This window comes from Agrobacterium sp. CFBP 3001, assembly GCF_027871605.1.
Classification (GTDB): domain Bacteria; phylum Pseudomonadota; class Alphaproteobacteria; order Rhizobiales; family Rhizobiaceae; genus Agrobacterium; species Agrobacterium leguminum.
On the sequence record NZ_JAQAHD010000010.1, the window covers coordinates 22,340 to 39,746 of the forward strand.

16 protein-coding genes and 1 other RNA gene are annotated in these 17,407 nt (G+C 60.3%); 16 read left to right on the forward strand and 1 reads right to left on the reverse strand.

Going from position 1 to position 17,407, the window contains the following annotated elements:
- Window positions 1–44: 44 nt before the first annotated feature.
- Entirely contained in the window at window positions 45–1,256 is a 1,212-nt protein-coding gene (locus PH605_RS14025; RefSeq protein WP_065655955.1) for a pyrophosphate--fructose-6-phosphate 1-phosphotransferase, read from the reverse strand.
- A 319-nt stretch (window positions 1,257–1,575) separates the two neighbouring features.
- On the opposite strand from PH605_RS14025, the gene PH605_RS14030 reads away from it, so the two are divergent.
- The 16 genes from PH605_RS14030 (at window position 1,576) to murD (ending at window position 17,403) form a co-directional block, all read left to right on the forward strand.
- Window positions 1,576–2,316: a J domain-containing protein gene (locus PH605_RS14030; RefSeq protein ID WP_161987904.1), complete on the forward strand. Its 741-nt coding sequence runs from the start codon at window positions 1,576–1,578 to the stop codon at window positions 2,314–2,316.
- Entirely contained in the window at window positions 2,313–3,092 is a 780-nt protein-coding gene (locus tag PH605_RS14035) for an N-acetylmuramoyl-L-alanine amidase (protein ID WP_142845272.1), read from the forward strand. The genes PH605_RS14030 and PH605_RS14035 overlap by 4 nt, the downstream gene beginning before the upstream one ends.
- Window positions 3,093–3,339: 247 nt before the next feature.
- Entirely contained in the window at window positions 3,340–3,879 is a 540-nt protein-coding gene (locus tag PH605_RS14040; RefSeq protein WP_003522187.1) for a lytic transglycosylase domain-containing protein, read from the forward strand.
- A gap of 92 nt (window positions 3,880–3,971) precedes the next feature.
- The gene (locus PH605_RS14045) at window positions 3,972–5,159 is read left to right on the forward strand and encodes an NAD(P)/FAD-dependent oxidoreductase (protein WP_142845273.1); all 1,188 of its coding nucleotides are present in this window, start codon (window positions 3,972–3,974) and stop codon (window positions 5,157–5,159) included.
- 59 nt (window positions 5,160–5,218) lie between these two features.
- The gene (locus PH605_RS14050) at window positions 5,219–6,409 is read left to right on the forward strand and encodes an NAD(P)/FAD-dependent oxidoreductase (protein ID WP_142845274.1); all 1,191 of its coding nucleotides are present in this window, start codon (window positions 5,219–5,221) and stop codon (window positions 6,407–6,409) included.
- A 56-nt stretch (window positions 6,410–6,465) separates the two neighbouring features.
- Window positions 6,466–6,867, forward strand: an RNA gene (gene rnpB / locus PH605_RS14055) — RNase P RNA component class A.
- A gap of 111 nt (window positions 6,868–6,978) precedes the next feature.
- Window positions 6,979–7,257 carry a type II toxin-antitoxin system ParD family antitoxin gene (locus tag PH605_RS14060; protein WP_104679538.1) on the forward strand — a complete coding sequence of 93 codons (279 nt, stop codon included), beginning with the start codon at window positions 6,979–6,981 and terminating at the stop codon, window positions 7,255–7,257.
- A gap of 89 nt (window positions 7,258–7,346) precedes the next feature.
- Window positions 7,347–7,700 carry a type II toxin-antitoxin system RelE/ParE family toxin gene (locus PH605_RS14065; RefSeq protein ID WP_125145589.1) on the forward strand — a complete coding sequence of 118 codons (354 nt, stop codon included), beginning with the start codon at window positions 7,347–7,349 and terminating at the stop codon, window positions 7,698–7,700.
- A gap of 430 nt (window positions 7,701–8,130) precedes the next feature.
- Entirely contained in the window at window positions 8,131–8,571 is a 441-nt protein-coding gene (gene mraZ, locus PH605_RS14070) for a division/cell wall cluster transcriptional repressor MraZ (RefSeq protein ID WP_003522190.1), read from the forward strand.
- A gap of 14 nt (window positions 8,572–8,585) precedes the next feature.
- Window positions 8,586–9,611, forward strand: coding sequence for a 16S rRNA (cytosine(1402)-N(4))-methyltransferase RsmH (gene rsmH / locus PH605_RS14075; protein WP_125145590.1), 1,026 nt, complete (start codon window positions 8,586–8,588; stop codon window positions 9,609–9,611).
- A gap of 1 nt (window position 9,612) precedes the next feature.
- The gene (ftsL, locus tag PH605_RS14080) at window positions 9,613–10,167 is read left to right on the forward strand and encodes a cell division protein FtsL (protein ID WP_020811527.1); all 555 of its coding nucleotides are present in this window, start codon (window positions 9,613–9,615) and stop codon (window positions 10,165–10,167) included.
- The gene (locus tag PH605_RS14085; RefSeq protein ID WP_003522193.1) at window positions 10,167–11,909 is read left to right on the forward strand and encodes a peptidoglycan D,D-transpeptidase FtsI family protein; all 1,743 of its coding nucleotides are present in this window, start codon (window positions 10,167–10,169) and stop codon (window positions 11,907–11,909) included. The genes ftsL and PH605_RS14085 overlap by 1 nt, the downstream gene beginning before the upstream one ends.
- 57 nt (window positions 11,910–11,966) lie before the next feature.
- Complete coding sequence (locus PH605_RS14090) at window positions 11,967–13,436, forward strand: UDP-N-acetylmuramoyl-L-alanyl-D-glutamate--2,6-diaminopimelate ligase (RefSeq protein WP_142845275.1); 1,470 nt, start codon at window positions 11,967–11,969, stop codon at window positions 13,434–13,436.
- Window positions 13,433–14,866 carry a UDP-N-acetylmuramoylalanyl-D-glutamyl-2,6-diaminopimelate--D-alanyl-D-alanine ligase gene (locus PH605_RS14095; RefSeq protein WP_142845276.1) on the forward strand — a complete coding sequence of 478 codons (1,434 nt, stop codon included), beginning with the start codon at window positions 13,433–13,435 and terminating at the stop codon, window positions 14,864–14,866. The genes PH605_RS14090 and PH605_RS14095 overlap by 4 nt, the downstream gene beginning before the upstream one ends.
- A 23-nt stretch (window positions 14,867–14,889) precedes the next feature.
- Window positions 14,890–15,990 (forward strand): phospho-N-acetylmuramoyl-pentapeptide-transferase, encoded by a 1,101-nt coding sequence (mraY, locus tag PH605_RS14100; protein WP_003522196.1) that lies wholly within the window; start codon window positions 14,890–14,892, stop codon window positions 15,988–15,990.
- A gap of 3 nt (window positions 15,991–15,993) precedes the next feature.
- Window positions 15,994–17,403, forward strand: a complete 1,410-nt coding sequence (gene murD, locus PH605_RS14105) for a UDP-N-acetylmuramoyl-L-alanine--D-glutamate ligase (RefSeq protein WP_142845277.1) — start codon at window positions 15,994–15,996, stop codon at window positions 17,401–17,403.
- Window positions 17,404–17,407: the final 4 nt, after the last annotated feature.

Here is a 17,407-nt window from a genome sequence, read left to right on the forward strand (position 1 = left end):
TCCTTGCCCTCCCTGTCGCCGTATTATTTTAGCCTATCGTAAAATCAGGCCGCTGTGAACGGCTGACCGACGTGTTCCATCACTTCGGTAAACCATTTTGCAGAGAGGTCGAAATGCTTTCCGCCCTTGATACGCGGAAACTCGATGGTCCGCAATTTGCCATTCTGGTCTTCGTCATGGCCGGTGACGCCGGAGACCTTGTTGAGCGCGCTTTCTACGGCGAGATCGACCATGCCCTGAATGAGGCGCAGGTCGTCGCCATTGGCGGCGGCGGAGCGGGCGAAATAGCCTGATTTCTGCACCATGGAGCGTTCCGCACCGATGAGGCTGGCAAACTGCTTCTGGAACCAGCCACCGACATTGATGGTGTCGATCTTCACATGGCCGAAAGCGTCGCGCTTGACGGCCTCGCCGGAGGCTTCGCGTTCGGCGACGATGGAATCGAGGCCCGCACCTTCGGAAACGAACAGCGTGACATAGCCGTTCCTGTCCATGATTTCCTTCAATCGCTCGGCTTCCGCCTCGATGTCGAAGGCCATTTCCGGCAGGTAGATGCCGTCGATGTTCTTCATCTGCGTGTTCATCATCAGGCCTTCGACATATTCATTGCCGCTGGTCTTCTGGATATAGGCGCGGGCGGTGGCGGCCGTCAGCCAGCCGCAATGGCGGCCCATGACTTCGTGAATGACGAAGGTTTTCGGCGCTGCGCTCTGTTCGTTGCTGACATTGTCGAAGAAGGAGGCGCCGACTTCGGCTGCCGTCCAGGCGCCGAGCGACTGCTTGATCGGCACAACGTCGTTATCCACCGTCTTCGGCAGGCCGACAACGGTGAGATTGTAGCCGTTGGCGCCGAGATAGGCGGCAAGGTCCGCAGCCGTCGTGTTGGTGTCGTCACCGCCGATGGTGTGGAGAATGGTGATGCCGTCAGCCGCCAGCCGGTCAGCCGCGACGCGCAGCGGATTGTCGCCTTCCTTGACCAGACCGCGCTTGGCGCAATCGGCTGCGTTGGTGAGCTTGACGCGGCTGTTGCCGATCGGCGAGCCGCCGTATCGGTGCAGCAGATGCGCCTTTTCCCGCATATCCCTGGTGATCTCGATACGGTCACCCAGAAGCACGCCCTGATAACCCGAGCGGTAAGCGATGATGTCGATCTCGGGCGCGATGTCGCTGTAACGCTCGATCAGGCCGCCCACGGCCGAAGAGAGACAGGGCGCAAGGCCACCCGCGGTCAGCATTGCGACTTTCTGTTTGGCCATCATGGCTCTCCTTTTCACATATACCCAAAGACATGTCTGGCAAATGGATGCGACAGCCGCGTGTAGGTGTAAAGTGAATTTATAAAGAAAAACGCCGATTTCTCGCGGTTTTTCAGCGGCTTGAGCAAAGTGGCGGAATATAATCGTTTCAATCGGCATAGCCGGTGGCCGGCTTCCCGCCATCTGTGGAAAACTGTGGCGTCATCGTCTGGCGCGCTCTTGTTCCTGAAGCAAAACTGTCGCAAAGATGAATAAAAGTTAATGCCGCCGGCCCGCTGGACATATTGCATTCGCGGCAATATCCCGTCATGCTTGTCGCATGATGTTCGATTTCGCCTGTCTGCAAATTTCATCCCTGTGGGAACGGCTGCTCGGCGCAATCGGCGACGCGGCAGGCGGTGCGCTCGGGCGCGTCGTGGAAGCCATCCGCACCCTTTTCGAGGGTGATCCGGAGACGCGCCGCAAGGTTTCCTTTTCCGTGGCCATCATCGCGCTTTCCGCCAAGATGGCGAAGGCCGACGGTGTCGTCAACGATGCCGAAGTGTGCGCCTTCCGGCAGATCTTCGATTTTCCGGAAGAAGAAGCCAAGAACGTCGCCCGTCTTTATAATCTCGCCCGTCAGGACGTTGCCGGTTACGAGGCCTATGCGGAGCGGCTTGCCGGTCTTTGCGGCTCCGGGCACGCCAATTGCGAGATGCTGGAAAGCGTCATCGACGGCCTGTTCCACATCGCCAAGGCCGATGGGCTGATCCATGAGCGGGAACTGGCCTTCCTCGGCCGGATAGCGGAAATCTTCCGTATCACCGAAGATCACTTCGAAACGATCATGGCGCGGCATGTCCATATGGACGGGCGCGACCCCTATCGCGTGCTCGGCGTTTCGCCTTCCGACGATTTTTCCGATATTCGCCGGCGTTATCGTTCGCTGGTTGCCGAACACCATCCTGACAAGCTCATTGCACGCGGCGTTCCCATGGAATTGCATGCGGCTGCGAATGAGCGTATGGCGGCTCTCAACGCCGCCTATGCGGCCATCGAGAAAGAACGCCGCGTCGCATGAGTGAATGTCTGCCGGATTTTACCCCGGATTTCGGGGGCGCAGCCGTTGCGCCTTCGCCTAACCATGGCGAAAGGCTGGGTGTGGCCGGCCCCGATATTATCCTGCTGCATTATACCGGCATGACGACGGCCGACGGCGCGCTGTCGTGGCTCTGCAATCCGGAAAGTCAGGTTTCCAGCCATTATTTCGTGTTCGAAGACGGGCGCGTCATCCAGCTCGTGCCGGAAACCCGCCGTGCCTGGCATGCGGGCAAAAGCATCTGGGCGGGGGATCAAGACATCAATTCCCGCTCCATCGGCATCGAGATCGCCAATCAGGGCCATCCCGGCGGCCTGCCGGAATTTCCGAAGAAACAGGTGCAAGCCGTCATCGAATTGTGTCGCGATTGCGGCCAGCGCTGGTCTATCGCCCCTGAAAGGGTGCTGGCGCACTCGGATGTCGCGCCGATCCGCAAGGTCGATCCGGGTGAAAAATTCCCGTGGGACATCCTGTCGCAGCACGGTGTCGGCCATTGGGTGGAGCCTGCGCCGATCCGTGGCGGGCGTTTTTTCCAGCGCGGCGATCATGGCCAACCGGTCGAAGCGCTGCAGTCGATGCTGTCCATCTATGGTTATGGCGTTGAAATTACAGGCGCTTATTGCGAGAAAACCGAAGGCGCCGTGGCTGCCTTCCAGCGGCATTTCCGTCCCGCTCTGGTGGATGGCATCGCGGATTTCTCCACCATCGACACGTTGCATCGGCTGATCGCCAGCCTGCCGAGATTTTCGGCCGCCTGAAGGCGGATTCTGGAAAAACGTTCCCGGTTTTCTTGCTGCTCAAGTCGCTTTTTTTACCGTGCCACAGTTAATCCGCATTGAGGAAGTTTAAGAACGTCACTGCATGCGGTGTCGTTCTTCAGGGGAACCTGCCGTCAATATCAATCAAGGAGACCGGACAGCGGAAGGTCGTGATCGACTTTCCGGGCGCAGATTAATTGTGCCGCTTCATTGTTTCTGTCATCCGATCTGGAGACTTTTTCTACATATGAACAGGGTTGTTGTTGCTGTCGTGGCGGGCGTTGTTATGCTCGCTTCGCAGGCGGGGATTGCTTTTGCCAAAGACGAGGACGTCAAGACCAAAACCGTGACGCTGGAGACCTTCTTCCGCAAGCCCGGTTATCCCATTCCCGAAAAGAGCCTGCCTTCCTCGCTCAGGAACGACTATTCCGATCTGATCGTCAAATATGCCAAGCGTTACGGCGTTCCCACCAATCTGGCGCATGCCGTGGTTTCGGTGGAAAGCAAGTTCAATCCGAAGGCTCGCGGCAGCGCAGGCGAGGTCGGGCTGATGCAGATCAAGCCGGCGACGGCGCGGATGATGGGCTATCGCGGCACGACCAAGGCGCTCTACGATCCCGAGACCAATATTCGCTGGGGCATGCAATATCTGGCGACGGCGCATCAGCTTGGCGGCGGCCAGGTGTGCAGCACGATCCTGCGTTACAATGCAGGCCATGGCGCCACCCGGATGAACCCGGTCTCCAAGCGTTATTGCGGCAAGGTGCAGGCGCTGTTGGCCGGCTGAGGCCGCCATCGTTCGTCTGCGAAATTGCGAAAAGCGATTCCGGTTCGGTCCGGCATGCTGTAGTCAGAAGCAAATCTGATACGGAGCATGACATGCCGGATTTCAAATATATCGTCGTCGGGGCCGGGATGATGGGAGCGGCTGCGGCGCGGCATCTCTCAGTGCAAACGGATGGCGTGGCGCTGATCGGCCCGGACGAGCCCACCGATCGCAAGACCCATCAGGGTGTGTTTTCGAGCCATTACGACGAAGCGCGCATTACCCGCGGTTTTGATGGCGATCCGGTCTGGGCGGAACTCGCGCAGCGCTCCATCCGCCGTTATGCGGAGATCGAGGCCAAAAGCGGCATCCGCTTTTTCACGGAAGCGGGCTGCCTGTTCACCGGAAACGGCAGGGGGCTTGCGGGAGATTATGTCTCGCGCGCGTTTGCCTCGGCCGACCGCCTCGGTCTCGGTGTGGAGACACTCGGCACTGATGCGCTGGCTGATCGGTTTCCGATGTTCTCCCTGCCGGCCGATCACAGCGGTTATTTCGAGGCGCAATATGCCGGCCACGTCAATCCGCGCGCCCTGGTGAAGGCGCAATGCACGATTGCCGTCGCGCAGGGCGCGCGGCTTGTGCGCCAGACGGCGGCGCATATTCGCGATACTTCCCAATGCGTCGAGGTTTCTACTCGAGAAGGGGCGGTTCATACGGCTGAAAAGGTCATCGTAGCGGCCGGCGGTTTCACCAACATGGCCGAGCTTCTGCCTTCTCCGGTCGATATGGCGGCCACGGGCCGCACCATCGTCTTTTTTGAGCTGGATGAGGCGCGGCAGGCGCTGTTCGGTGCGATGCCCTCCACCATCGTGCTGGCGGAGACCGAGGACGACATCGTCTATATCCTGCCGCCGGTGCGTTATCCCGATGGCAAGGTCTATCTGAAGATCGGCGGCGAGAGCGAAAAGGGCAGGCTTGAAACGCTCACCGACGCAGTGGACTGGTTCCATTCGGACGGCACGCCGGGTGAGGTTGAGTTTCTGAAAAAGCGGGCGCTCTCCTTGATGCCGGAGCTTGCCGGCTGCCCGGTCACCTCAGGCTCCTGTGTCGCCTCCATTACCCGCAGCGGCTATCCCTATATTGGCTATACGCAATCCTCCAATATCGCGGTTCTGACCGGCGGCAATTTCGTCTCCGCCAAGTCTTCGGACGAAATCGGCCGGCTGGGCGCCATGCTGCTTTTGAACGGTCAGTTGACCGAGGATGAATTCGCCGCCGAAATGTCGCCGGTTTTCGTCTGACATTCGGGGACGAAGCAGCTACAAGGTTACGACGGAAATGAGCGGGTGAAGAGGGCGGCATGTCGGGACATTTCAGATACATCGTTGTGGGTCGCGGCATGATGGGGGCCGCTGCCGCCCGCCATCTGGCTGAAACGGTGGATGGCGTCGCGCTGATTGGCCCCGGCGAACCTGCCGACATCAAATCGCATCGAGGCGTCTTCGCCAGTCACTATGACGAGGCGCGGATTACCCGCACCATCGACGGCGATGCCGACTGGGCGCTGCTCGCCAACCGCTCGATAGCGCGTTACGCCGACATTGCCGCACGAAGCGGCGTTGAATTTTATGCGCCGGTCGGTTGCCTGATGGTGGGGCCTGAACGGGGCGGCGACAATCCTTTTGCCGACGATGTCCGCAAGGCGGCGGCGCGGCTCGGGGTTTCGACGGAACTGCTGGACGGGGAAGGCCTCGAAAGCCGCTTTCCCTATTTCTCCTTCGAGCCGGGGTGCGAGGGCGTGTTCGAAAGGGCCAATGCCGGATACGTCAATCCGCGCGGGCTGGTGAAGGCGCAGGCCATTTTGGCGGAAATGGCGGGCGTTACGCTTGTCGACGATATCGTCGTTTCGACTCGGGAAGAGGATGGTCGCGCACGGGTGGAGACGGCCTCTGGCGCGGTTTATACCGCAGACCGGGTGCTGGTGGCGGCCGGCGGCTTCTCGATTATGAAAGATCTGCTGCCGCAGCCGGTGGCCCTCGATGTCTATGCACGCACCGTCGCTTTCTTTGAGGTAGATGAGGGCGATCTGGATCAATATGCGGACATGCCGTCGTTGATCTATGAGCCGCGCGACACGACGAAACATATCTATCTTCTGCCGCCGGTGCGTTATCCCGATGGCAAATTCTATCTGAAGATCGGCGGCGACCCCGACGACAAGAGGCTCGGCAGCGACCCGGAAATCCGGGAATGGTTCCGCTCCGGCGGACGCGAAAGTGTGCGTGATCATCTCTCGGAGATCGTCGGATCGCTGGTGCCTTCCATCGATCTCTCGCGTGTCTCGATGGCCGCCTGCGTCGTCTCCAAAACGCAAAGCGGTTATCCGGCCATCGGCTTCTCCGCCTCGCCGAAGATTGCGGTTCTGACCGGCGGCAACGGCACGGCGGCCAAGAGTTCCGATGAGATCGGACGGCTCGGCGCTCTGCTGCTGCGGGACGGAAAAATCGCCGACAGCGCCTTTGCGACGGATTTCAAGCCGGCATTTCTTTGATCCTTGCCTGCGCTTTTCGGTGGCTTTCGCCTCGGAACATGGTTATGCAGCCCATGCCAGTTGGCCGGGCAGCCGCGCTTTACCAATGTCGAAAGACGGTAAGGTGAGGAAAGTCCGGGCTCCACGGAAATACGGTGCCGGATAACGTCCGGCGGGGGCGACCCCAGGGAAAGTGCCACAGAGAGCAAACCGCCATGCATCGCATGGTAAGGGTGAAAGGGTGGGGTAAGAGCCCACCGCGCTTCTGGTAACAGCGGCGGCAAGGTAAACCCCACCGGGAGCAAGACCGAATAGGGATGACACGGGGCGGGCGAAAGCCCGTTCACAGCCGGTTTCCAGGCCCGTCATCCGGGTGGGTTGCGCGAGGCGGCATGCAAATGCCGTCCCAGATGAATGGCTGCCACGTTCCGGGTCAAACCGGGGCCATACAGAACCCGGCTTACAGGCCAACTGGCAAATTTTCCTCAATCTTTGCGGCGGCTCGTGTATGCCGCTTCCCCCATGAATAATCAGGAATGTGTATGATTAAATCATACCGTGTGATACAAGGGGAATGAAAGGCGAAAACCATGCGCACCACCCAAGCTTTCAGCATCACACTTCCCCTGGAAATGGCGGAAATGGTCAAGGCAAAGGTCGCTTCCGGCGAATATGCGACGGAGAGCGAGGTTATCCGTGATGGCCTTCGCACCCTGGCAGCCCGCGATGCGGCCGTGGAGCGGTGGTTGCAGGAAGAAGTGACATCCGCATACGATGCTCACAAAGCAGACCCGGGCAGGGCCAAGCCTCTCAATGAAGGTTTGGCTGAGGTCAGGGCGCGTATTGCCAAGGGTGAGGGGCGCACATAGCTCCCACCTCTCCGAAACCCTTTATCTATTTATATTTATGCAATTCGTAATGCCAAGTTGCCGCATGTTTTTGCTGGAAACGCTTTTAAATGAAGTATTACGTTGTGCGCATGTCACCCGAAGCGCAGGCCGATCTGGTGCATATCCATCAAAATATCGCCGGCAAATCAGGGTCGTCCGCTGTCGCAGATCGGTACATTGATCGCATCGGCATATTTCTTTCAACTTTGAATGTCTTTCCCGAACGTGGCACCGTGCGTAACGAACTGCGTGTGGGACTCCGCATAATCGGTTTTGAACGCAGCGCCAGTGTCGCTTTTGTGGTGGAGCAGGACGATGTGGTTGTTCTGCGTCTTCTGGCTAAAGGCCAGGAGTTTGATGAGGAAGCACTGCGCCCTGAGAATGCGGATATAGAGCGCAGCGAAGGAAGCCATCGTGACTGAGCTTCTCGTCGATTCCATTATTTTCTGACGTTGACGGCCTGACCCATCTGCCCGTGAAGCCGGATAATGCGGCCATTTCCTTGTTTTAACACAGAAAAACAGCGGCTTCGCCGCATCTTCCCGTGCCGTGAGAGCGCATCGTCGCGTGGCTCGGTAAACCATTCGTTAAACTTAACGGCTTATGAATTTCCGATGCGAAGTCGGTATCGTGCCGGCTTCTCCCATTGACGCCCATAGTGTCCCATGATATCCCAAATGCACACCACATTGGGTCGTGTTTTTGACCCGCAATCGCTGAAACGAGTGAGGAGCCTACGAGGGGCTGCTGCAGGGCACGTCGCCCTGGCGCTTGGCGATGTGTCGTGCGTACCGGTGTCGGCTGCGGAGCGGATGAATCGCTTTGCGGCATGCGGTTTTGGCGAGTTGAGTAATGGACCGCTTTTTATCGAACGTGACGAACAGGATCGACGCCAAGGGGCGCGTTTCGGTTCCGTCTCCGTTTCGTTCGGTGCTGGTCAGGCGCGGCATTCAGGAGCTTTATTGTCTTCAGGATTTCGCCTTTCCGGCAATCAGTGTCGGCGGTCCGGATTTGCTGGAGCGCTACGAGCGGCAGATTGCGTCGATGGATGCCTTCTCGCCGGAGGCGAACGCGATGTCGCTGCTGGTTCACGGCGGCGGCGTTTTCATGAAGCTCGACCAGGAAGGTCGATTGATGGTGACGGATTTCGTGCGGGAATTCACCGGCATATCCACCGAAGTCACCTTCGTCGGACGGGCGGATCATTTTCAGCTTTGGCAACCGAATGCGTTTTTGGCGGCGCAGGCGGAAGCAAGAGCGGGGCGCGGTTTTTCGGCTGCTCGCCCCGCCTAGGACGGGGACACGGAATGGCGGCGAATTCTGGCGGACGATCTTCTGATGCCGATGGCGGACCTCAGCGTCACATACCGGTCCTGCTTCGCGAAGTCATTGCCGCGCTGGAGCCATCATCCGGCAAGATCATTCTCGACGGCACGTTCGGCGCCGGCGGCTACACCCAGGCCATTCTCGATCAGGGCGCTGACGTCATCGCGCTCGACCGCGATCCGACCGCTATCGCCGGCGGTCAGGCGATGGTTGCCGCCAATGGCGGCCGGTTGAGCCTCATCCAGTCGCAATTCTCCGATCTCGCGAAGCATGCCCCGCAAGGCGGGCTCGATGGCGTCGTGCTGGATATCGGCGTTTCCTCCATGCAGATCGACGAGGCCGAACGCGGTTTTTCCTTCCAGAAAAACGGCCCTCTCGACATGCGCATGTCGGGTTCCGGCGTTTCGGCGGCCGATGTCGTCAATCGTGCGAAGGTCAGCGATCTGATCCGCATCTTCGGTTTTCTCGGTGAAGAAAAGCAGCCGGGCCGCATCGCCCGCGCCATCGAGAAGAAGAGGGCGGAAGAGCCGTTCCGCACCACCCGCGATCTGGCGGGCCTCATCGAAATCGTCACGCCGCGTAAGGCCAAAGACAAGATTCATCCCGCAACGCGGGTGTTTCAGGCGCTGCGCGTTTTCGTCAATGACGAGCTGGGCGAGCTGGCGCAGGCGCTTTTTGCCGCCGAGCAGGTTTTGAAACCCGGCGGCCGGCTGGTCGTTGTTACGTTCCATTCGCTGGAAGACCGTATCGTCAAGAAATTCTTCTCCGACCGTTCGGGCAAGGCCGCCGGTTCCCGTCACCTGCCGATGGTGGAGGACAAGCCCGCCATTTTCGATAACATCGGAAAGTCGATGATCGCCGCCAGCGATGAGGAGGCGGAGCTCAATCCCCGTGCCCGATCCGCCAAACTGCGGGCCGGTCTGCGCACGACCGCACCGGCGCGCGCGGCGGATTATTCGATCTTCGAGCTTCCCGATCTCGCCAGCCTTGAAAAGATGGGAGGCTGATATGCTGCGCACTTTCGATGTCATCTTGATGGGTGTGATGGTCGCCGCGGCCGTCGTGACCTATTCGATCAAGCACAAGGCCGATCTGAAGCTTGAGGAGGTCCGCAAGCTGGAGGCCGAGATCAAGCTTGAGAAGGATACGATCGATCTTTTGAGGGCCGACTGGGCGCTCCTGACGCAGCCGAACCGTCTGCACCGTCTCGTGAATGCCTATCAGGACGAGCTTGGCCTTTCGCCGACGCTGCCGACGCAGCTGGCGCAGCCGCGTGAGCTGCCCATGCTGCGCTCGCAACTGCCGCAACCGCCCGAGCCGGAAGGCATGAGCGTCGAGGATGTCATTGCCGCCGCCGTCAACGGTTCCAAGCCGGGTGCGACGCTTGGCGCGGCCACCAAAAAGAAATCACCGCCGGCGGGCCAGATTGCCGTCAACGGCACTCCGGTTCCGACACCCCGGGCGCGTGTTTCCCGTCCAACAGCGGCTCCGGCCGTCTCCGCCGTCGCGGGCGATGAAACCGACGACATGGATGACACGATAACAGGATCGGTGAACCGCTAATGTCTTTTCTCTCCCGCGTCATGGTTTTGAAGAGCAAGGCTCATTTTTCCGCCAGCACCACCGGCGTTTACACCGATCATGCGGCCTTTGAGGGCGCCCGCAAGAAGCGCGCCGCCCAGGCGAAAAGCCGCGTCGGCCTGATCATTTTCGGTTTCGTCGCCTTTTACGCCGTCGTTGGCGGGCGTCTTGTGCAATATGGCATGGCCGAGCAGGAAACGGTGTCGAGCATCGCACCCGCCGACCGCTTGATGGCGTCGCGCCCCGATCTTCTCGACCGCAATGGCGAGGTTCTGGCCACCGATATTCGCACCGTCTCGCTTTTCGCCGAACCGCATCGCATCGTCGATATCGATGAGGCTATCGAGAAGCTGCGGACGGTTCTGCCGGATCTCGACCAGCGCAGCACCTATCAGAAGCTTTCCTCCAATTCGCGCTTCCAGTGGCTGCGCCGCCAGCTGACGCCGAAGCAGCAGAGCCAGATTCTGGCGCTCGGCATTCCAGGCGTCGGCTTCCGTCCGGAAAAGCGCCGCTTTTATCCCGGCGGGCCGACCGCTGCGCATGTCGTCGGTCACGTCAATATCGACAATCGCGGCGTTGCCGGCATGGAACGTTACGTCGACAGCCAGGGCCTTGCCGATCTGACCGCGCTTGGCATGACCAGCGACCAGCCGCTGGAGCCGGTGAAGCTTTCCATCGATCTGCGCGTACAGTCCATTGTCCGCGAAGTCGTGACCTCGGCCATCACCAAGTTCCAGGCAATCGGCGCCGGCGCGGTGGTTCTGGATGTGCATACCGGCGAAGTCCTCGCCATGGCCTCCGTGCCGGATTATGATCCGAACAATCCGGCCGAAGGCGCCAAGGAAGGCTGGCTCAACCGCATGTCGAACGGCACGTTCGAAATGGGGTCCACCTTCAAATCCTTCACCATCGCCATGGGTCTCGATTCGGGCCGCGTCCGTCTCGGCGATACCTTCGATGCGCGTTATCCGATCCGCATCGGCGGTTTCACCATCAAGGACTTCCACGGCAAGGGCCGGATGCTCTCGGTGCCGGAAATCTTCCAGTATTCGTCGAACATCGGTACTGCCAAGATTGCCGATACGGTGGGAACGGAAGGCCACAAGGAATTCCTCACCCGGCTTGGCCTTTTGACCCGCATGCAGACCGAACTGCCGGAAGTGGCGCTGCCGTCGCAGCCGCGCGAATGGAAGAAGATCAACTCGATTACCATTTCCTTCGGCCACGGTGTTTCCACGACACCGTTGCAGACGGCGGTTGCCGGCGCTGCACTCGTCAATGGCGGCAAATTGATCGAGCCGACTTTCCTGCCGCGTACCCGCGAACAGGCCGATCAGGTGGCTAAGCAGGTTCTGAAACCGGGCGCCAGCAAGGACATGCGTTTCCTGTTCGAGTGGAACGGGGTCAACGGTTCCGGCCGCAACGCGCGCGTCGATGGTTTCAACGTCGGCGGCAAGACCGGCACGGCCGACAAGGTCGTCAACGGACGTTACGTGCACGACAAGAACTTCAACGCCTTCCTCTCGGCCTTCCCAATGGACGATCCGCAATATGTCGTGCTGTCCTTCATCGACGAGCCGAAGACGGACAAGGGTAATGGCGCGGCACTCGCCGGCACATCCGCAGCGCCGATGGTGCGCGATATCATCACCCGCACGGCGGCGGTGCTGGGCGTGAAGCCGAAGTTCGGCAAGGATGGCTCGGCCTTGCTCGTGTCTTATTGATTGTTAGCTTATGATGTTCCGGCGATTCGCGCCGGGGGGACAAGACGGACACAGTCGATGAATTTGCGAGATATATCCGGAAATGCGTTTCCGGAATTGAAAGAATTGCTCCTGTCTGAGATCGGGGCGATCGAAATCGGGGGGATCACCGCAGACAGCCGCAAGGCTGCGCCGGGCAGCCTGTTTGTGGCGGTTGCGGGCACCAAGGCGGATGGCGCGGCCTATGTGAAGGACGCGGTTGCCAAGGGCGCGGTCGCCATCGTTTCCGGACACGCGGTGGATGCCGATGTGCCGGTGCTTTCGGTCACCGATCCACGCCTTTATCTCTCCCTTGCCGCTTCCCGTTTTTATGGAAAACAGCCGGAAACCATGGTCGCCGTCACCGGCACTGCGGGAAAGACGTCCGTTGCTTCCTTCGTGCGGCAAATCTGGGCTTTCGCCGGCCATGCCGCCGCACAGATCGGCACGACAGGTGTGATTGCACCCGGCCGCGAGGATTACGGCGCGCTCACCACGCCCGATCCGGTGACGCTGCATGCGCTTCTGGCCGAACTTGCGGCCGAAGGCGTGACGCATGCGGCGATGGAGGCGTCCAGCCATGGTCTTGACCAGCGCCGTCTCGACGGAGTGAGGCTGGCGGCCGCCGGTTTCACCAATCTCGGCCGCGACCACATGGATTATCATCCGACCGTCGAGGACTATATGGCCGCGAAGATGCGGCTCTTCGATACGCTGATGGAAAAGGGCGCTCCCGCCGTGATCTTCGCTGACGATCCATGGTCGCAACAGGCGATCCGTGCGGCGCGCGAAGCCGGTCTCGATGTGCGCACGGTCGGTCGCAAGGGCGAATATCTGGCCCTGAAGCGTGTCGAGCACTTCCGTCACAAGCAGATGATCGAAGTGCATCATGACGGCGAGATTTATGAAGTCGACATCCCCTTGGCGGGTGATTTTCAGGTTGCGAACGCTCTTGTCGCGGCCGGTCTTGCCATGTCCACCGGCGTTCCCGCTGCAACCGCACTGAAGGCGCTCGAAAAGCTGATCGGCGCCGCCGGCCGTCTGGAACTCGTGGGCCAGACGAAGAACGGCGCGCTTGCCTATGTGGATTATGCCCACAAGCCGGATGCGCTGGAAAATGTGCTGACCTCCGTTCGGCCCTTCACCTCGGGCCGAATTATCACCGTCTTCGGCTGCGGCGGCGACCGCGACAAGGGCAAGCGCCCGATCATGGGCGAGGTTGCGACGCGGCTTTCCGACATCGTCATCGTCACCGACGACAATCCGCGTTCGGAAGATGCTGCAACGATCCGTTCCGAAGTCATGGCGGCAGCGCCCGGCGCTTTGGAAATCGGCGACAGGGCGGACGCTATCCGCCATGCGGTGTCGCTGCTTTCGCATGGCGATACGCTGATCGTCGCAGGCAAGGGGCATGAAGAGGGGCAGATCGTCGGTTCGGTAACGCTGCCGTTTTCCGATCATGAACAGGTGCGCGCTGCACTGGCAGGGCTGGAAGGATCGAAGATTTGAGCTGGTTATGGACAGTCGCCGACATGATCGCCATCACGGCAGGACGCCCCGTGGGCAACCTGCCGACCGGAATCACCGGCATTTCCATCGACAGCCGGACGGTCAAGCCGGGCGAAGCGTTCTTCGCCATCAAGGGCGACCGGGTGGACGGTCATGATTACACCAGCTTCGCCGTTGCGAACGGGGCGGGGCTTCTGGTCGTTGCCGAGGCCAAGCTGCCGGCGCTCGGCCGCCTGACCGTGCCGATGATCGTGGTGGAAGATGTGCTTGCCGCACTCGGCAAGCTCGCCATCGCGGCGCGTGAAAGAACGTCGGCGCGCATCATTGCGGTAACCGGTTCGGTCGGCAAGACCACGACCAAGGAAATGCTGCGGCAGGCGCTCGCCCCTTCAGGCCGTGTGCATGCGGCGGTAGCCTCCTTCAACAATCATTGGGGCGTGCCGCTGACGCTGGCGCGCATGCCGGCGGACACGGAATTCGGCGTGTTCGAAATCGGCATGAACCATTCCGGCGAAATCCGGCCGCTGGTGAAGCTGGTGCGCCCGCATGTGGCGATCATCACGACCATCGCACCGGCCCATCTCGGCAATTTCAAGAACATCGAAGAGATCGCTAGCGCCAAGGCGGAGATTTTCGAGGGTCTGGAAGAGGGCGGTTCCGTCATCCTCAACCGCGATAACGCCCAATTCGAACAGCTTGAAGAAGCGGCGCAGGAACAGGGTATCGAGCATATCCTCACCTTCGGGCAGCATGCCAAGGCGGATTTCCGCCTCGCGGATTTCGAGAGCACGACGACGGGCTCGACGATCTGGGCGATCCTGAACGGTGAAACCAGCGAGTTGCACATCAATATTCCCGGCCGGCACATTGCCGATAACGCCATGGCCGTGCTGGGCGCCGTTGCGGTCACCGGCGCCAATCTCGACCGTGCCTTCGAGGCGCTGGGAACGCTTGAGGCGGTAAAGGGGCGCGGCCAGCGCCATCAGCTGGCAATCAACGGTGGCACCTTCCTGCTGATCGATGAAAGCTACAATGCCAATCCGGCCTCCATGCGCGCGGCGATCGCCGTGCTGGCGGAAACGCCGACGCAGGGTCACGGAAGGCGCGTCGCAGTCCTCGGCGACATGCTGGAGATGGGCGAGTTTTCCGCGCAGTTGCATGAAGAATTGGTGGGCCCACTGCTCGCGGCCGGTATCGAACATGTCTGGCTGGCGGGTGAGGCGATGGCGGCGCTGCGTGATGCGTTGCCGGACAGCGTTACCGTCATCTGGTTCCCGACGACGGCGGAACTGACCGATTTCGCCCTGCAATGGGTGCAACCGGGAGACGCGCTGATGGTAAAATCGTCACTTGGCCTCGGTTTCGGCAAGATTGTCGCCGCGCTGCTTGACAAGTATCCGGCATTCCCCGAGACGGAACGCCAAGTCTGAAATAGCCTTTTGAAAGGGCAATTATGCTGATCTGGCTCGTCGAACTGTCGGATAAAATTCAAATCTTCAACCTGTTCCGGTACATCACCTTCCGGGCGGGTGCTGCGATGTTCACCTCTGCGTTGATCGTCTTCCTGTTCGGACCGGCGATCATCAATTCGCTGCGCGTGCGCCAGGGCAAGGGCCAGCCCATCCGCGCGGATGGTCCGCAGACGCATTTCAAGAAGGCCGGCACGCCGACCATGGGCGGCCTGATGATCCTTGCCGGCATTCTCGGCGGTTCGCTGCTCTGGGGCGATCTGTCGAACGTCTATGTCGTCGCCGTTTTGATGGTGACGCTCGGTTTCGGAGCCATCGGCTTCTACGACGATTATCTGAAAGTGACGAAACAGAGCGACAAGGGCTTTTCCGGCAAGGCCCGTCTCGGCATTGAATTCCTTATCGCGGCGATTGCCGTGTTCTTCATGATGAAGATGGCGCTCGCCTCCGCACCGCATGGCGGCACTCTCGGCAGCTCCATCGCGTTTCCCTTCTTCAAGGAATTCGTGATCAATCTCGGCTACTTCTTCGTGCTCTTCGGTGCTTTCGTCATCGTCGGCGCGGGCAATGCCGTGAACCTGACGGATGGCCTTGATGGTCTCGCCATCGTGCCTGTGATGATCGCGGCCGCCACTTTCGGTGTGATCGCCTATCTCGCCGGTAACGCGGTTTTCGCCAATTACCTGCAGATCAACTTCGTGCCCGGCACGGGTGAGCTTGCCGTCATCGTCGGCGCGGTCATCGGCGCGGGCCTCGGCTTCCTGTGGTTCAACGCGCCGCCCGCCGCCATCTTCATGGGCGATACGGGTTCGCTGGCGCTCGGAGGCCTGATCGGCTCCATCGCTGTCGCGACCAAGCACGAGATCGTCATGGTCATCGTCGGCGGTCTGTTCGTCATGGAAACACTGTCTGTCATCATCCAGGTCTTCTGGTTCAAGCGCACCGGCAGGCGCGTCTTCCTGATGGCGCCGATCCATCACCATTTCGAGAAAAAGGGCTGGACGGAAAGCCAGGTGGTCATCCGTTTCTGGATCATCTCCGTTGGCCTCGCGCTGCTCGGCCTCGCCACCCTGAAGCTGAGGTGAGCGATGATCCCGGTCACGTCGTTCAAAGGTAAGAAGGTCGCGCTTTTCGGGCTTGGCGGTTCGGGTCTTGTCACCGCCCGGGCGCTGGTGGCCGGCGGGGCTGATGTCGTTGCTTTCGACGACAATCCCGACAGTGTCGCGAAGGCTGAGGCCGAAGGCATCAAGACGGCGGATCTTCGGACGATTGACTGGCCGAGCTTCTCTTCCTTCCTTCTGGCGCCCGGCGTGCCGCTGACGCATCCGAAACCGCATTGGTCGGTCGACCTTGCGAAAGCGGCGGGCGTCGAGATCATCGGCGATATCGAGCTTTTCATCCGCGAGCGCCGTGCGCACGCGCCGGACTGCCCTTTCATCGCCATTACCGGCACCAACGGCAAGTCGACAACGACGGCGCTGATCGCGCATATTCTCAACGTGTCCGGCCGCGATACGCAGCTTGGCGGCAATATCGGTACGGCGGTGCTGAGCCTCGATCCGCCGAAGGCGCAACGCTTCTATGTTGTCGAATGCTCGTCCTACCAGATCGATCTCGCACCGACGATCAATCCGACCGCTGGCATTCTTCTCAATCTGACGCCTGACCATCTCGACCGGCACGGCACGATGCAGCACTATGCCGACGTCAAGGAACGGCTGGTGGCGGGCAGTCAAACGGCCATCGTCGGTGTCGATGACAGCCATTCGACGCTGATTGCCGACCGTATCGAACGCGCCGGTGTCAAGGTGGAACGCATTTCCAAGCGCAATGTGGTTTCCGAAGGTCTTTATGCCGAAGGCAGCCGCATTTTCCGTGCGCATGACGGCACTTCTTCGCTGCTCACCGATCTCGACGGTATCCAGACCCTGCGCGGCAGCCACAATGCGCAGAATGCGGCGGCGGCAATCGCCGCCTGCCTTGCGGTCGGGGTTTCCGAAGAGGAAGTTCGCGCAGGCCTGAAGTCTTTTCCCGGCCTCAAGCATCGTATGCAGCCGGTCGGCCGACGTGGCAATGTCACCTTCGTCAACGACAGCAAGGCCACCAATGCCGATGCTGCAGCACCGGCGCTTTCAAGTTTCGACCGTATCTACTGGATCGCCGGCGGTCTGCCGAAAGCGGGCGGCATCACCAGCCTCTCGCCGCTTTTTCCCCGCATCGCCAAGGCCTATCTGATCGGCGAGGCGGCAGCCGAATTTGCGGCGACACTTGGCGAGGCCGTGCCTTATGAAATATCCGGCACGCTGGACAAGGCCGTGCAACATGCGGCGGCGGATGCGGAAAAAGATGCGACGGCCGGCAATATCGTGATGTTATCCCCGGCTTGCGCAAGCTTCGATCAATATAAGAACTTTGAGATCAGAGGTGATTCGTTCGTCGCGCAGGTCGCGGCGCTCGATGGCATGACGATGCTGGTTGACTCTGGAAAAGGGGGCTGAAGGC

Bases quoted from the DNA above. Each gene is read 5' to 3' on its own strand.
- PH605_RS14025 (WP_065655955.1), bottom strand. From the start codon at position 1,256: ATGGCCAAACAGAAAGTCGCAATGCTGACCGCGGGTGGCCTTGCGCCC.
- PH605_RS14030 (WP_161987904.1), top strand. From the start codon at position 1,576: ATGATGTTCGATTTCGCCTGTCTGCAAATTTCATCCCTGTGGGAACGG.
- PH605_RS14035 (WP_142845272.1), top strand. From the start codon at position 2,313: ATGAGTGAATGTCTGCCGGATTTTACCCCGGATTTCGGGGGCGCAGCC.
- PH605_RS14040 (WP_003522187.1), top strand. From the start codon at position 3,340: ATGAACAGGGTTGTTGTTGCTGTCGTGGCGGGCGTTGTTATGCTCGCT.
- PH605_RS14045 (WP_142845273.1), top strand. From the start codon at position 3,972: ATGCCGGATTTCAAATATATCGTCGTCGGGGCCGGGATGATGGGAGCG.
- PH605_RS14050 (WP_142845274.1), top strand. From the start codon at position 5,219: ATGTCGGGACATTTCAGATACATCGTTGTGGGTCGCGGCATGATGGGG.
- PH605_RS14060 (WP_104679538.1), top strand. From the start codon at position 6,979: ATGCGCACCACCCAAGCTTTCAGCATCACACTTCCCCTGGAAATGGCG.
- PH605_RS14065 (WP_125145589.1), top strand. From the start codon at position 7,347: ATGAAGTATTACGTTGTGCGCATGTCACCCGAAGCGCAGGCCGATCTG.
- mraZ (WP_003522190.1), top strand. From the start codon at position 8,131: ATGGACCGCTTTTTATCGAACGTGACGAACAGGATCGACGCCAAGGGG.
- rsmH (WP_125145590.1), top strand. From the start codon at position 8,586: ATGGCGGCGAATTCTGGCGGACGATCTTCTGATGCCGATGGCGGACCT.
- ftsL (WP_020811527.1), top strand. From the start codon at position 9,613: ATGCTGCGCACTTTCGATGTCATCTTGATGGGTGTGATGGTCGCCGCG.
- PH605_RS14085 (WP_003522193.1), top strand. From the start codon at position 10,167: ATGTCTTTTCTCTCCCGCGTCATGGTTTTGAAGAGCAAGGCTCATTTT.
- PH605_RS14090 (WP_142845275.1), top strand. From the start codon at position 11,967: ATGAATTTGCGAGATATATCCGGAAATGCGTTTCCGGAATTGAAAGAA.
- mraY (WP_003522196.1), top strand. From the start codon at position 14,890: ATGCTGATCTGGCTCGTCGAACTGTCGGATAAAATTCAAATCTTCAAC.
- murD (WP_142845277.1), top strand. From the start codon at position 15,994: ATGATCCCGGTCACGTCGTTCAAAGGTAAGAAGGTCGCGCTTTTCGGG.